Source organism: Paraburkholderia ferrariae NBRC 106233 (assembly GCF_000685035.1).
Classification (GTDB): Bacteria; Pseudomonadota; Gammaproteobacteria; order Burkholderiales; family Burkholderiaceae; genus Paraburkholderia; species Paraburkholderia ferrariae.
On record NZ_BAYB01000019.1, the window covers coordinates 22769 to 36901 of the forward strand.

At 63.8% G+C, this 14133-nt stretch carries 12 protein-coding genes, 1 pseudogene and 3 riboswitches; of the genes and pseudogenes, 4 read left to right on the forward strand and 9 right to left on the reverse strand.

What is annotated here, in order from left to right:
- Window positions 1-235: 235 nt before the first annotated feature.
- Window positions 236-1423: a cyclopropane fatty acyl phospholipid synthase gene (cfa, locus tag BFE01S_RS20540; RefSeq protein WP_028227116.1), complete on the forward strand. Its 1188-nt coding sequence runs from the start codon at window positions 236-238 to the stop codon at window positions 1421-1423.
- 28 nt (window positions 1424-1451) lie between these two features.
- Here cfa and BFE01S_RS41990 read toward each other — a convergent pair whose 3' ends face one another.
- The gene (locus BFE01S_RS41990; RefSeq protein ID WP_156967095.1) at window positions 1452-1796 is read right to left on the reverse strand and encodes a hypothetical protein; all 345 of its coding nucleotides are present in this window, start codon (window positions 1794-1796) and stop codon (window positions 1452-1454) included.
- Window positions 1797-2067: 271 nt separating this feature from the next.
- A riboswitch (Fluoride riboswitch) is annotated at window positions 2068-2130 on the reverse strand.
- Between the two features lie 74 nt (window positions 2131-2204).
- Between BFE01S_RS41990 and BFE01S_RS45905 the strand changes: the two genes are divergently transcribed.
- Window positions 2205-2516 carry a hypothetical protein gene (locus tag BFE01S_RS45905; protein WP_245621156.1) on the forward strand — a complete coding sequence of 104 codons (312 nt, stop codon included), beginning with the start codon at window positions 2205-2207 and terminating at the stop codon, window positions 2514-2516.
- A gap of 315 nt (window positions 2517-2831) precedes the next feature.
- Window positions 2832-2966 (forward strand): hypothetical protein, encoded by a 135-nt coding sequence (locus tag BFE01S_RS46275; protein WP_281177407.1) that lies wholly within the window; start codon window positions 2832-2834, stop codon window positions 2964-2966.
- A 282-nt stretch (window positions 2967-3248) separates the two neighbouring features.
- On the opposite strand, the pseudogene BFE01S_RS46590 reads toward BFE01S_RS46275, so the two are convergent.
- Window positions 3249-3896, reverse strand: a pseudogene (locus tag BFE01S_RS46590) (dynamin family protein); the annotation flags it as partial.
- Window positions 3897-4183: 287 nt separating this feature from the next.
- Window positions 4184-4251: riboswitch (Fluoride riboswitch) on the reverse strand.
- Between the two features lie 114 nt (window positions 4252-4365).
- A riboswitch (Fluoride riboswitch) is annotated at window positions 4366-4435 on the forward strand.
- Between the two features lie 66 nt (window positions 4436-4501).
- On the opposite strand from BFE01S_RS46590, the gene BFE01S_RS20555 reads away from it, so the two are divergent.
- Entirely contained in the window at window positions 4502-5770 is a 1269-nt protein-coding gene (locus BFE01S_RS20555) for a hypothetical protein (RefSeq protein WP_156967096.1), read from the forward strand.
- Window positions 5771-5835: 65 nt separating this feature from the next.
- Here BFE01S_RS20555 and BFE01S_RS20560 read toward each other — a convergent pair whose 3' ends face one another.
- From BFE01S_RS20560 to BFE01S_RS20590, 7 genes are all read right to left on the reverse strand, one after another.
- Window positions 5836-6954, reverse strand: a complete 1119-nt coding sequence (locus BFE01S_RS20560) for an MFS transporter (RefSeq protein WP_042338094.1) — start codon at window positions 6952-6954, stop codon at window positions 5836-5838.
- Between the two features lie 38 nt (window positions 6955-6992).
- A complete protein-coding gene (locus tag BFE01S_RS39475; protein ID WP_156967097.1) occupies window positions 6993-7463 on the reverse strand; it encodes a hypothetical protein in 471 nt (156 codons plus the stop codon).
- A 198-nt stretch (window positions 7464-7661) separates the two neighbouring features.
- Window positions 7662-9656, reverse strand: coding sequence for a proton-conducting transporter transmembrane domain-containing protein (locus tag BFE01S_RS20570; RefSeq protein WP_028227120.1), 1995 nt, complete (start codon window positions 9654-9656; stop codon window positions 7662-7664).
- Window positions 9646-10455, reverse strand: coding sequence for an NADH-quinone oxidoreductase subunit NuoB (gene nuoB / locus BFE01S_RS20575; RefSeq protein WP_028227121.1), 810 nt, complete (start codon window positions 10453-10455; stop codon window positions 9646-9648). Before nuoB ends, BFE01S_RS20570 begins: the two co-directional genes overlap by 11 nt.
- 30 nt (window positions 10456-10485) lie before the next feature.
- Complete coding sequence (locus BFE01S_RS20580) at window positions 10486-11973, reverse strand: hydrogenase large subunit (RefSeq protein ID WP_028227122.1); 1488 nt, start codon at window positions 11971-11973, stop codon at window positions 10486-10488.
- Complete coding sequence (locus BFE01S_RS39480) at window positions 11970-13448, reverse strand: hydrogenase 4 subunit F (RefSeq protein WP_052420943.1); 1479 nt, start codon at window positions 13446-13448, stop codon at window positions 11970-11972. Before BFE01S_RS39480 ends, BFE01S_RS20580 begins: the two co-directional genes overlap by 4 nt.
- Before the next feature lie 2 nt (window positions 13449-13450).
- Window positions 13451-14131: a hydrogenase gene (locus BFE01S_RS20590; RefSeq protein ID WP_028227123.1), complete on the reverse strand. Its 681-nt coding sequence runs from the start codon at window positions 14129-14131 to the stop codon at window positions 13451-13453.
- Between the last annotated feature and the right edge of the window lie 2 nt (window positions 14132-14133).

Here is a 14133-nt window from a genome sequence, read left to right on the forward strand (position 1 = left end):
GCTCCCCGTTGCCGCACCGTCCGAACAATGCATACCGGTGCACCGACCTCCCCCCCTTCTTCGTTCCCGGCAGCCTTCGGCCCGGCGCGCATTCTGGCCCGGGACAAATCCGTCTGCCCGTGCAAGTTGCACTGGCCCGCGTAACTGATTCGTCGTGCGTCCAGAAAACGGACGCACGACAATCGACGGCCGCGTTTCATTGCGACCGGCCATACCGAAAGAATGGAGAAAATGCATGTCTGCGTCAGTCCAGCAGGAAAACAAGCGTAACGGACGCGCCGCGGGCTCAGCCTGCAGGTTCGTCGAAGAACTGCTCGCACGCGCCGATGTCAAGCTCGGAGGAGTCCGCGCATGGGACATCCGTCTGAACGACGACGCTGTCCCGGGAGACGTTCTTGCACGCGGCAGCCTCGCACTCGGCGAAGCGTACATGGATGGCCGGTGGGAGTGCGATCGTATCGATCAGTTCTTCGACAGGATCATGCGCGCACGGCTGGACGAGCAGGTCCGTCCCGCACGCCTCGCACTGCATGCCTTGCACGCGAAAATAACCAATCGCCAGACCGCACGCCGGTCCTGGCAGGTTGGGCAGCAGCACTACGACATCGGAAACGACCTGTATGCGGCGATGCTCGATCGCCGCATGACCTACACCTGCGCCTTCTGGTCCAGCGGTGCGAAGACGCTGGATAGCGCCCAAGAAGACAAGCTCGATCTCATCTGCCGAAAGCTGCAGTTGCGCCCCGGGATGCGGCTGCTCGACATCGGCTGTGGCTGGGGAAGCCTGATGGGATTTGCAGCCGAATACTATGGCGTGAGCTGCGTTGGTGTCACCATCTCGAAGGAACAGGCCCGGTGGGCCGCACAGCGCTACCGGGGACTGCCGCTCGAGTTCCGGCTACAGGACTATCGGAGCGTCAACGAACGCTTTGACCGCATCGCGAGCATCGGAATGTTCGAGCATGTGGGCGCCCGCAACTATCGTATCTTCATGGAGGTCGCGCACCGGTGTCTGGTCGACGACGGGCTTTTCCTGTTGCATACGATCGGAAAGAACCAGCGCAATACGCCACCCGATCCGTGGCTCGATCGTTACATCTTTCCCAACGGCGAGCTTCCTGCGCTCGGCCAGATCGCCGATGCGTCCAGCGGCCTCTTTGTCACGGAGGACATTCACAATTTCGGCGCCAACTACGACCGGACACTGATGGCCTGGCACGAGAACTTCGAAGCCGCGTGGCCACGGCTCCAGTCGCGGCTCGGAGAACGCTTCCATCGGATGTGGCGATACTATCTGCTATCGTGCGCCGGACTCTTTCGCGCTCGCGAGACGCAACTGTGGCAATGGGTCTTCTCGAAGAGTGGTATTCCCGGTGGCTATCATCGTCCGTCGGGCGGTGACAGCCGGCCATCCAGACCATGATCGCGACGCCCGTCCGGGGCTCGCCTGTTCAGGCGTGCCCCGTCAACTCGGGATGCAGTTGCAGGTGAAGAGCGACAAGCCAGGGCTTCGGACAGTGCTGGCGCACGGCTATCACACGGGAGGTCTCCTCTTCCCGATCCAGAAACCCATGCCGATCCGCCCATTCGAACGCCTTCTCGGCATCCAGGCGCACCCACCACCCCACCAGTATCGTTGTTGCCATACCAAAGGCGCCAAAAAGAACAGGAGAAACGGCAAACGAGAACACATGGAGTGCCGCGGTGATGATGACAGTTTCTATTTCAGTCACTGCCAGCCCGATGCCAAGCACGATAAAGCCGCCGGTCAAGCGCATACGATCGCCAGGTTTCATCGAGCGACCCCGCCTGCACGGCAGATTACCCGACGCACCGTCCGGTTGTCCGTGTCATCCTGCCGAAAATCGTTCCACGCGCATGCCTCGATCTGATTGACTACCTGCATGATGTAGGGTGTCCACCTGTCGCGCCCCGATGCTTGCCCCGGCTCCCTATTGCGAGGACATGCATTCTGGCGCCGTTTGCCACGCCGTCAATCAGGTATGCGAACGGTATCGACAAAACCTTTTCGCACGCGAGCAATGCCAGGCTCGTAACCCTGTTGCCGGACCTGCAGGCATCATCAGCCCTCACGGGCGGTTGTCGGAGAATGCCATCTCCGGTACTTCGCGATTCCGGCTGACACCGCTCGCGCCGATCTCAAGCACGGGGCCACACGTCGCCTGGCTACAGGAATCCGGAACGTGCACGTTGACGAGGCCGGCAATCATCTTGAGCGTGCGGTCGGCTGCCTCGGTTTCCTCCGCGCTCGACAGTTGCCTGCGTATGGCATCGCGCCTGGTTGCGTACCGCCTCAGGTCGTCTGCGAGACGGGACAATATCGACGACTCGCGATCGAGAAGGCGTTCGATAACGTCCTTGTCGGCGAGCGCCGCCACGAGTTCCGGCAAATGCAGCATGCAGATGCCGGACAGCGATTCCACATCGCGGGCGTCGTCGTGCTGCAGACTTGCCGCGATTGCCGCGACCGCTTCCTTCAACGTATCGACGCATAAACGGCAAAGCGCACACTCGCCCGGCGCGGGCAGCACGTCGCCGCGCACGAGTACGTCGTGCCCGCCCACCGACGCGGCGTTCGCCGCTTTGGCCAGCGTGGCCGACAACGCTTCGAGCAGAGCCGGGTAGCCCACCGCAACGCCTTGCGGGGCAGCGAGCGCCGCAAGCTGCCGCGTATGGATCACGCAGAGTCCCTTCGCACGCGCGTGATGCTCCTGCGACGCCCGGCTGACACTGAGTTCGTACTGGTAATGGCATAGAAAGTCGAAACTGACCGACTGGACCCGCTGGCAGATTTCGCAGGGTTCCAGTTCGTGCAACGATCCGACGTCGACCGTACGCACCAGTCGGCGCTCACGATCCGCAGGCGTGCGCTCATTGTCCGGCCCGAGCGCGCGCTGAAAATCACGGATCTGCAAAGCCACATCGGCAAAGGTGCTGCCGGTTGAATCCAGATGCGTCACTTCAAGGACGCGCTCGCAAAAACTCGACAGGAATGCCTGCTGTTTCTCTTCAACCAGAAAGCGGATCAGGGCCTCCTCAAACGCCGCGATCCCGCTTGCGCCCAGTGCGTCGGTATTGCCGGTGAGCTTCGCTGCCAGGCCGTCCCGCGCGGATACCGAAAATGCCTCCGACGCACGCGGGCCGAGAACGTGCCTCAACTGCGCGTTCACATACTCCAGCCCTTCCCTGCGCTGGATGTCCGTGACCGTATCGTGCTTGTTGAGCACCATGAACACGTGCCGGTCGTATCTTGCCGCGAGGCGCAGAACGGCGAACTCTTCCTCCGAAAGCGGACTGTCGTAGCTCGTCACCACCAGCATCGCGTCCGCCTCCGGCAGGAAGGATTCCGTCGTGCGGGTATTCTCCGCAATCGCGGAGCCAAGACCGGGCGTATCGATGAAGTGAAACCCCCGCCTCAGGATCTCCGCAGGAATCTGCACTTGCGCCGTCCGCACATGCCGTACGTTGCCGGGATTCGCCTGCTGCGTGATGAACTCGGGCAATTGATCCAGCTCGACCTCAGCGGCGGGGCGGCGGCCGTCGTAATGGATGATCACCTTCTCGGTGCTGCCATACACGACTGTCGTGATGACCGATGTCAGTGGCAGTATCCCGGTCGGCAGTCGGTCAATGCCGATGATCGCATTCATCAGCGAGCTCTTGCCTCGCCCGAACCGGCCAATCACCGCGAGATTGAAGCGATCTTCCGCAAGCCGCACAAAAAGCGCCCGGATCTGCTCATTGACCCGGTCTCCCTTATCTTTCGCGGCCTCGGAAAGTACGCGCAAAATGCTGGCGAGTTCGAACTTCGCGTTCTCGTAGTCGCGCAGATCCATCGGCCCTTCGCTCATGTCGTTTCCCTCGATACCCGTCATCGCAGTTCACGCATCGCGTGCGGAATCAGTCGCCACACAGGCAACGTCGACAATGTCTGTCCCATACCTCGATGCGCTGTGCGTCAAGTTCCATTCGCGCTGCTTCGCCGGGCGTTCACGCAACCCTCGCAGCAACACGACCACGGGGCCGTACGCCACGATGGCGCCGCGCCACCGGTCTGGACGTCAAGGCTGGTCGTGAGTGGAATATCGCAGATCGGGCCGCATGTGACAGACACAATCTGGCCGAAAAGGAACTGGTGGTCGTGCCAGTGCCGCCTTCGTCCAGGCCAGCAGGCATCATCAGCCCGTCGGGAAACGGGCGGTCAGGGAGAATGCCATCTCCACCAGTGTTAAGCCGATTCTATCGCCGCGCTCGCGGCTCCGCAACGGGTCCCGAACACGAGATCCGGGTCACGCGCCGGTGCTGGGCCAGCCGCATTGTGGCTCGCAGCAGCAGTGCGCTAAACTTGTAAAAGGAGATGGCATCCTCCGACGAACCGCCCGTTTCCCGACGGGCTGATGATGCCTACGGACCCTGGATGGGACGTAGGCCGATTTTTTTGCCGCTTCCAGGTCGCGTAACCCGCTCCGACGTGACCGCCATGCCCGCGACGCAAGACCTTCATGTTCCTGTTGCCCCGTCCCGCACCGCCGATGCCGGCACCCTGCCGGTTGACGTAGCGCCGTTGTCCGCCGCAACCATGCAGGAAGGCGGCCCGATGTACCCGGCGTGCGGTTGTGTTGTATGCGACCAGCTCGCCGGGACGGAAGAGCGCTATTTCGGCAAGCTGCTGCGTGACGGCCGCTCACGTCAAGCGCTTGCCCAGACTATTGCCACGAGCATGGGCTTCTGCGCCCGGCACACCGAGCTCGCGACGTCCTCCGGCGCAGCGAAAGCACGCGCGATGCGCACAGCCGTGGACGATGCCGGCCGTCATCTTGCCTCGCTGCTCGATCGCTCGGACCTGCAGGACGAACTGATCCAGGACATTCTTTTCGGCGCCCGCAGTCGCTGTCCCGCATGTGCCTACTTCCATCGCGCAGAGGGTCGGGCACTGGCGCGTGTTTTGCGCGCGGCAGAGCACGCGAAGCGCGCAGCGCTCCCTGATCTTTGCTTTGTCCACATCCAGATGCTCGTGCAGCGGACCGAGCCGCCCTTGCGGGGGCGGCTGATCCGGCAACTGCGCCTGAAGGCAAAGGCGGCACTCGTCGCGCTCGCGGCAGAGCCGGTTGAAAGCGACAGTACCTCTGCCGTTCGAACGGTGCTTTACCCACTCGGTGACAAAGCCATTCCCGCCACCATCACGCAGTGCCCCGTTTGCGAATCGATCGCAACGGCAGCACAACAATGGCTCGAAGCCGCAGCCGAAAACGTTCGCCTGGAACAGCCCGGCTGGATCACCCTGCCAACGTGCAGCGAGCACCTGCTGCAATGCCTCGCGCACCCCAGTCCCGATCTGCGCCGCGCGGCACTCGATCGCTATCTGGAGGTCGCGCTGCCAGGGCGGTCAACGCAACCGCGCACCTCCGTCGACGTCGAGCCCCCGAAGCGCCGCAGACGCAGCCGGACGCGATGGTTCGATTCGGCTGCTGCGACCGGCGCGATGACTGTCTCGACGGCGCTGCGGGAACCGTGCCCCGGTTGCGACGCACAGGAGATAGCCGGCCGACGGGCCATAGCCGCACTTGTTCGCAAGGCAGCCCGCGCCGCGAACGACGAGGCCGTCACGATCCTGACTGCCGGCGTATGCCTCAAGCACTTTGCGGAGGCACTCATCTACGCGTCGAATCCGAAGGTCGAGCAGCGGCTAAGCCACGCGCTGTGCGAGACGCTTCGCGTCGCGCCCCGCGACGAAGCTGTGGGCGGTTGACAACCTTCGTCGGGATCGCACTACGCGGCCCGGGGACATCGGATCGACATGCGTCCTCAAATCAGCTACGACGCGGCGCGTCGGCGCCAGCCGACCCACACGAACGCGGGAAGCCCCAGGAGCTGTGCCAGCACGCAGAACAGTACGGTTGCGTCGACCGAATGGTCGTAGATCCAGCCGATCAGCGAACTTCCGAGGAACCAGCAGACGCCGTAGATAGCGGTGAAGGTGCCGAATGCCGACGCGCGCTTCGCGCGACCCACCATCGGTGCGACCGCCGCAGGAATAATGGATTCATGTACGCCCATACCCATTCCCCACAGCGCAGCACCGAGCACCGACATCTCGATACTGCCGCCGAGAAACACCAGCGGAGCAAACGCGATACAGATCACCGTCAGTCCGATCAGCACCGGAAAGCCGTACCGGTCAAACAGTCGTCCGAACATCAGCGACGCCCCGCCGCTGGCAGCCATGGCGACGGCATAGAAGAGCGGCACCTGGTCGGACGTTACGACATGATGAACCGTCCAGTGGTAGGCGATGAGCGGGTAGTCCGCAAACCCGGCCGCCACCAGCCCGGCTCCTGCGAGATAGACCCAGTACGCTACCGGGTAGCGCCCTGCGCCGGCCGCCTCCGGCTGATCTTCCTCCAGGTCCTGCGGCCGCGGAAACGTCACGCGCGCGAGGACGACAAAAGACAGATTGATCGCGGCTGGAATGGCGAGGATCGCAAAAGCAAAGCGGTAGTCGCCGCGCACCGACATGATCCCCGCGATGACCAACGGCCCGACCATCGCGCCGAACTGGTCGAACGCTTCGTGAATGCCGAACGCCCAGCCATAGCCCCCGATGCGTTTTGCCGCGCTCTGCCAATTGTGCGTCAGTGCCAGCAGGGGAACGGCGCACATCTGCACCCCATACCCAACTATCGCAATTGGCCAGAAATGACGCGTGGCGTCTGCCAGCCGACCCGAAACCACACGCAGGCCGTATCCCGCCAGTTCGCCGAAGCCCGTGACTATGCCGATGACCGTGGCGGTCGCACCCATCGTTGCAAACCACGGCCCCAGCACGCTGCGGGCGCTCTCGTAGGTAAAGTCCGCGCAAAAGCTTAGTATGCCTACAAGAATTACGAAATGCATTGCGCGACGCGCAGCCGGCGTGCCGGTTCCCGTCCCCATGACCGCTCTCCGCTCCAGATCGTTGTGCGCAGGCTGCGCTAGTCTTCCCGCCAGCGCAGTTCCGGATGCATCTGGATATGCAGCAGGACGAGCCGCCGGCTCGGGCAGTCGCCGGCGATCGAGATGACGCGAGGCGGAACGCCTTCGAAGCCGAGAAACCGTTGCGAGGCCGCCCGTTCATAGGCGCTTTCTGCGTCACCCGATATCCACTCCATCGCGAACGGAATCATCGCCGCACCGAAAACGAGCAACCACCATCGCGGCAGACCCGGATAGACGCTCGCCAGCATGAAAGACAGCGCCCACGCCATGATCTCGTTGGCGACCAGCGCATAACCTGCGAGCATCAATCTGCCCTTCAGGCGCTCCCGCGCCGGGTCCCAGGTCACGGCGTCCGTGCGGCGCAGGCGAGCCAGTGCATGAGCGCCAGCAGTCTTGCGGATTTTTCGTTGCATTTCAGACGTTCCATGTTTTCTTGTCCAAACCGGCTGCCGCATGAACGGACTCATGCGCGCGCAAGACTGCCTCCGGAAGCGCCCGGATGTCACCGGGCGTACCCGAGACCGTCGCCGAGCCCCGGACATGCCGTTCCGGTACGCCGGCACTGCGCGAACCCAGCCTCGCCACGGGCGCGGATGCCCGCGAACGACGGGCTCGCGCGTGTACTGATCGCGACGTTTTCGGCGGTACCCCATACAAACCGCCGCTTATGTGAACGTGAGGCAGAGAATGGCTACGAGAAGCCCGCCAATCATGGCGAGGTAAAAATTCAGGTTGCCCGATTGCAGCGCGCGCAGCTTTTCCGCCCACAGATTGACGATCCGCACGGCGGGGTCAAACAGATGCCGCTGAAACAGGTCCGTCACCCCCGCCGAGAACACCAGACGCTTGATGAAATATTCCCGTTGTTCGTGCTCGCGCGTCGTATTGATCGTCGGCTGATACACGAAGCTGTAGAACGTTCGCATCGCGTTGGAAAACGTGAGCGGCGTGGTCGTCGCGTCCCGTGCATTTGTCGTCAATCCCCCGAACCACACAGGTACGCGGCGGATCGCGTGCCGCTTCGTCAGCCATAGCAGCGCAATGGGCAGAAGGGCCAGCAACGGCATCACGATAATCAGCTTCGACGGCGAAATGAACGCGAACTTGTCAGTGAGCGGAACGAGCAGCCAGCCGGACACCATCGCATGCGGGCTGTTCGCGCTGAACAGCGTCTGGGCGCCATCGGCGAGCGCATTGAGCCAGAGCGGCGCACCCGCGGCGACCGCGAGCACGCACAACCCGAGAAGGCCTACCGCAACGGCATTCCCGCGCGGCACGGGCGGCGTGACGTCGACATCGGCAACGCCCAGCAGACCGAGGCCGAACAGCTTCACGAAGGTCGCGAGCGCGACGGCCGCTGCCAGCGCCAGGCCAGCGCCCGCCAGCACGAGAACGAGCCGGCCGATGAACGATGAAAGATGAAAGCCCTGAAACACCGACTGGAACACATACCATTCGCTGACGAAGCCGGCCTGCGGCGGCACCGACGCAAGGCTCATTACGGCAAACACGGCGCCGAGCCCCAGCAGGAAGCCGCTACGTTTGAGCCAGCCACGCGGGACGATGTCGTACGCGCCGCATGCGCGGAAGACACCGTCCGCGGTAAGGAACAGCGCGCCCTTCGCCAGCGCGTGTCCGGCCAGATGCAGCAGCGCCACTGTCCATGCGAGGCCCGCGAGATCGCCAAGCTGGTCCGCACGGAAAAGCTGCGTCGCGCCGAGCATCACGACCGCAATCGACGCGTTCTCCGCCGAGGAATAGCTGAGGAGTGCCCGCCAGTCGTCCTGCTGAAAGGCGAACAGCACGGCAAGGATTGCGCTGACCACGCCAATCGCGATCGCGATGACGCCGAGGCCGAACGCCGTCTGCGGGTGCTGCGACACGTCCAGCCAGCTGTTCCATCCTCGGCTCAGCGCGAAATACGCGGCGTTGAGCACGACGCCGGAGAATATCGCCCCGGTTGCACCACTCCCACTCGAATACGCGCGCGGAAACCACTCGTAAAACGGCACCAGGCCGAGCTTCGCCCCGAAACCGGTCAGCAGCGCAAGGCCCGCACACCATGACACGAGATCGCCCGACGTCGCCGCATGTCCGGCGAAATCGACGAAGGCGATTCCTCCAGCCGAATGGGCAAGCAGAATGACCGCAAAGACGAGCGCGACCGCGCCGACCTCGAGGAGCGCAAGCATCAGCAGGATGGGCCTGCCCTCGTCCGTCTCCGGGCGTTCGCCGGTCAACATCAACGCACCGCCAAGGCTCATGGTTTCCCAGGCCACCAGCAGTGAGATGCCATCCTGCAAACCCACCAGGCCCAGAGCGCCGAGCAGACTGAACGCCGCCCCGGCGAGCCAGCGCCCTGAGCGCCCGGCGAGCGGCGAACCCAGCCAGCAGGCGAACATGGCCGGCGTGAGGCCAAAACCAAACAGCCACAGGCCGGACGGCTCAACGGCGAACGATACGGGCTGCGTGACGAGGTTCACATGCAACGACACCTGTGCTGTCCCGACGGGCAACGCAACCAGGCACGCGATGATGCCGAGGGCGCAACCCACGCCGAGTCCCGCGCGTACCACGCTGTGCGCGGCACGCCACGGCGAGAACACCACCGCGAGCGCCCACAGGGCGGCGGCAAGTGCGAGCAGAAGATTAGCGCTCAATCTGGCCTCCGTGCATCCGTTGGCGGCTGCGGCCGGCGATCATCAGCAACGCGTGGATGAGCGCCGCCGGGTTGGGCGGACAACCGGGCAGATAGATATCGACGGGCAATACCCCGTCGAGTCCGGTACCGCAGGCATAGTTGCCGCCTGACACGCCGCCGGAGACCGCACACGTGCCGGTAGCGATCACCCAGCGCGGCACCGGCATTGCCTCCCACGTTTCCAGCAACGGGCCGTGCATGGCCTTCGTGACGGGCCCGGTCACGAGCAGGACGTCGGCAAAGCGCGGTGACGGCGTGAAGAAGATCCCGAGGCGATGCAGGTTGTAGTACGGGTTATTCAACGCCTGCAGTTCGGATTCGCAACCATTGCACGAGCCGGCGTCCACGTGCCGGACATGCAGGCTGCGCGCGAACGGCCGTCGCGTGCGCTCCGTCACTTCGCGAACGATGCGTTCGCTCATCGGCACGTCCCACTTCAGGTCAGCGCGCTCATGCACCCCGAGCGCCCAGTCGCCGGACGCAGCGAAGGCCCCGGTCGGACATACCTCGGTGCAGCGCTGGCAGACGATGCAGCGTCCCCAGTCGACTTCCGGCCTCACAGCCGCATCCATGGACGGCACCAGCGAGATCGCGTGGGTCACGCAGGCGCTCGCGCAGGCATCGCACTTCGGCTCACACTTGTCGGGGTCGTAGCGCGGCATTCCAAGCACGCCTTGCTGGCCATCCTCGTTGCCTTTCAACGGCCAGTCCGTACTCGCACTGCCTTCTTTCAGTCCGAACCAGGTCCAGAGCGACATGGGCTGTATTCCTCGCTACGTGTGGGGGCGCTAACGCGCGCAGCCCGAAATCGTGAGGCCGAAGCTGGCCTCGTTGATCGCGTAATCCATCATGTTGCTATCGTGGACCGTGGACGGAAACACGCGCCAGTTGGAAAACGACGGCGACTTGATCTTGACCCGCGCGAGCCGGGCGTCGTTGTCCAGATGGACCGCATACAACACCGTGCCGCGCGACGACTCCGCCCAGCCCAGCCCTTCGGTTTGCGCCGCAGGCGCGCACGGCACATGCAGCCGGCCGTCGGGCACGCCGCCGGCAATCGCCTTCTCCACGAGTGCGATGCTGGCCCTGAGTTCGGCAATGCGCACCTTCATGCGCGCGAGCGCATCCCCCTCCTGGGCGAGGGCCACAGTCGGCTGAAGCGTCCGGTATGCCGCATAGGGATGGTCGCGGCGCAGATCGCGATCGATGCCCGAGGCGCGCTCGATCGGTCCGGTCGCGCCCTGGTCGAACGCGAGTTTCTGGCTTAGCGGAGCGGTGGAGATCAGCCGGTCGAGGTGACTGGTGGTCCGCTCGATCAGCGCGACGTACTGCTCCACCTGCGGCTTCAATTCGGTGAGTCCTTCCGCGATTGCGCGGACGTCCAGCTCGCGCCGCACGCCCCCGGGCCATATCACGCTTCTGAGGAACCGGCTTCCGCTCGCACGGGCGTTGATCTGTTTAGCCCGCTCTTCCAGCAGTTTTCCCTGCGCTTCGCCAACCTTCAGCGTGGTGGTGTGGCACAGATGGCCAAGATAATGAAGATGGTTGTAGACCCGTTCGAGCTCCGACGCGACGAGCCGAAACCACACCGCCCGGTCCGACACTTCGCAGTCCGCAGCATCCTCGACCGCCTGCGCGTAGGCCAGCGAATGCGCCACCGTATCGATGCCGACCACCCGCTCCGCCAGCAGCGCGCCCGATGCCGGCTCCATGCCCTCGAACTGCTTTTCCATGCCGCGGTGCTTGAGGAACAGATTCGGGTGGTAATGCAGAATGCCCTCGCCGAGATACAGGAAAATGAACTGGGCCGACTCCAGCACGTCAGCCCGCACCGGCCCGAACGGCAGAAGCTGGACGTGCCTGCCCGACACCGCCGGCAACGACGGCGCGGGCAGGTCTGCTGCCACGCTTGCCCGTGTGATGCCCTCGGGTTCAAGCGGCCCGCGCTCGCCGGGAGGCAGGAATGCCGTCACGAGCCGTTCGGGTTCGGGGTGTCCCGAAAACGCCACGCCGCTCATCTCCATGATCTCGCGCTCGTGCCAGCCGAGCAGCGGACACACGCCTGCGAGACTCGGCATCGCGGTATCGCCAACTTCGACCGACCAGCAGATGAACCGCGCCTGCCCGGGTAGCGTCGCCACGTAGCGAAGCTCGGCGCGGGAGGCCGCTGGATACCACGCGTACACGCCCTGCATCCGGCCGCCATCGGCTAGCAGTTGTTCGGTGCGTGCCTTCAGATCCGCCACGTCCACCTTCTGGTATTCGCCGTTTTTCATCGGGCGCCTCCACCGATATCGGCCGCGACGGCCTCGAAGAAATGCCAAAGCGGCTGGGGCCACCAGATGCCGAGTACGAACACCGGCACGAGCGCAAGCCACATCGGCACCGTCATCCACGCGCTCAGTCTCGCGTTGCGTTCGGCCGCGAGCGGCGAGTGGACCGGCGTTCGCGCATCGAAGTACATCACCCGGAAATGGTTCAGGAAACCGATAAAAATCACGATCAGCAGGATCAGCATCGCGATCACCGCCCACGCATTGGGTGTCGCGAATCCCGCGCGCATGAGCGTCAACTCGCTCAGGAACAGGCCGAACGGCGGCGCCCCCGTGATGGCAAGCGCGCCCGCGAGCCACAGCGCGCCGGTCACCGGAAAGCGCGCCCACACGCCGCGTATCGCGTCGATCTCCTTGGTGCCGTAGATCCGCATCGCATTGCCTGCGCCGAAAAACATCAGCGACTTGCTCAGCGAATGGTTCAGCATGTGATAGAGCACTGCGGCAATCGCAAGCGGGCCGCCGAATCCCAGTCCGAGCGCCAGCACACCCATATGCTCGACGCTCGAATACGCCATCAGACGCTTGATACCCTGCTGCCGCACGATGAAGAGTGCCGCAACGAACAGCGAGAATGCGCCGAACGCAACGAGTACCGTCCTCGGCAACATCGAACCGCTCGCCGCATCGGTGACGGTCAGAAAGCGGGCCACGCCGAGCATCGCCGTATTCAGCAATGCACCCGACAGCATCGCCGACACGGGTGCGGGCCCCTCGCTGTGCGCATCCGGCAGCCACGTGTGCATCGGCGCCAGCCCCGCCTTCGTTCCATAGCCGACCAGCACCAGCAGAAACGCCATCTGCGTGAGCGCAAGGTTCATGTGCGGCGCCGCGCTCCGCAACGTATCCCACGTCATGTCGTAGGTCGGGCCCAGCACCAGACTCCCGGCCCAGTAAAACAGCACTGTCCCGAGCAGCGCGAGACTGATGCCGGCCGACACGACAATGATGTACTTCCATGCGGCCTCGATCGCCTCCCTTCCCCGCTCGAACCCGACAAGGAACGTGCTGACGAGTGTCGTCAACTCGATGGCGATCCAGTACACGCCGACGTTGTTCATCAGCGGCCCGCAGATCATCGTGGCGGCGAAGAGCGCGAAGAGCGCGTAGAACGCCGGGAGGCGCCCCTCCTCTTCCTTGAGCAGCCGCATGTAGCCGATCGCATAGATCGACGCGAGCGCATACACGATGCACGTGCAGACAAGCGTCCATGCACCGAGTGGATCGAAGAGCACATAGCGATGCACAAAAGTGACCGTACCGCTCACATGCGCAACCAGCCAGATGGCAACAACCAGACACACGAACGACGCGATCAGATTCGCGAATTCCGCCACCCTCACGTGCTGACTCGCGACCGAAATGACAGCGGCGAGTAGCGGTGCCGGCACGACGAGGACGAGCAGTGCTTCGACCATGGTTACCCCACCAGTTGCCGGAGCTCGCGGCTGCTCGTGCTGCCCACGTGCGCCACCAGATAACGAACGAGCACGCCGAAGCTCACGACGATCACCAGCAGGTCGAACAACAGAACCAGTTCGATCAGCAGCGGCATACCGGGCACCAGGATCTGCGATCCGAGAAAGATGCCGTTTTCAAGCACCAGCAGCCCGAGCACCTGGCTGATCGCCTCCTGGCGTACGGTCAACATCAGAAAGCCGATGAGCTTCATCGACAGCATGACGGTCAGCGCGAGCACTACGACGGTGCCGCCCAGACCGAGTGCGTTGCCCAGATGGTTCGACACGACGAACGCGAAGAGCACCAGCAGCGCACCCAGTACGAGACATGAACCGGGCTGCAGCGAAACGTGAAGTTCGCGCTCGACCGCCAGCCGCGAAATGATCCTCCAGATCATCCAGGGCAAGACCAGTCCGCGGAAGAAAGCGGTCAATAGGGCCACGAGATACAGCTCGTGATAGTTGCCGTAATAGCCGACGGCACCGGACAACGCGGCTATCAGCCAGGATTCCCCGGTGAAAGCGAGCAGATAATCCTTCAGCCAGCGCGAGCCGAGCATCACGAAGGCGAACAGCAGGCTGCCGATTGCGAGCAGACTGAAAAGCGACGCGGCAAGCGGGCTCAAATGGGCGAGGAGCATCG

Bases quoted from the DNA above. Each gene is read 5' to 3' on its own strand.
- cfa (WP_028227116.1), top strand. From the start codon at position 236: ATGTCTGCGTCAGTCCAGCAGGAAAACAAGCGTAACGGACGCGCCGCG.
- BFE01S_RS41990 (WP_156967095.1), bottom strand. From the start codon at position 1,796: ATGAAACCTGGCGATCGTATGCGCTTGACCGGCGGCTTTATCGTGCTT.
- BFE01S_RS20555 (WP_156967096.1), top strand. From the start codon at position 4,502: ATGCCCGCGACGCAAGACCTTCATGTTCCTGTTGCCCCGTCCCGCACC.
- BFE01S_RS20560 (WP_042338094.1), bottom strand. From the start codon at position 6,954: ATGGGGACGGGAACCGGCACGCCGGCTGCGCGTCGCGCAATGCATTTC.
- BFE01S_RS39475 (WP_156967097.1), bottom strand. From the start codon at position 7,463: ATGAGTCCGTTCATGCGGCAGCCGGTTTGGACAAGAAAACATGGAACG.
- nuoB (WP_028227121.1), bottom strand. From the start codon at position 10,455: ATGTCGCTCTGGACCTGGTTCGGACTGAAAGAAGGCAGTGCGAGTACG.
- BFE01S_RS20580 (WP_028227122.1), bottom strand. From the start codon at position 11,973: ATGAAAAACGGCGAATACCAGAAGGTGGACGTGGCGGATCTGAAGGCA.
- BFE01S_RS39480 (WP_052420943.1), bottom strand. From the start codon at position 13,448: ATGGTCGAAGCACTGCTCGTCCTCGTCGTGCCGGCACCGCTACTCGCC.
- BFE01S_RS20590 (WP_028227123.1), bottom strand. From the start codon at position 14,131: ATGCTCCTCGCCCATTTGAGCCCGCTTGCCGCGTCGCTTTTCAGTCTG.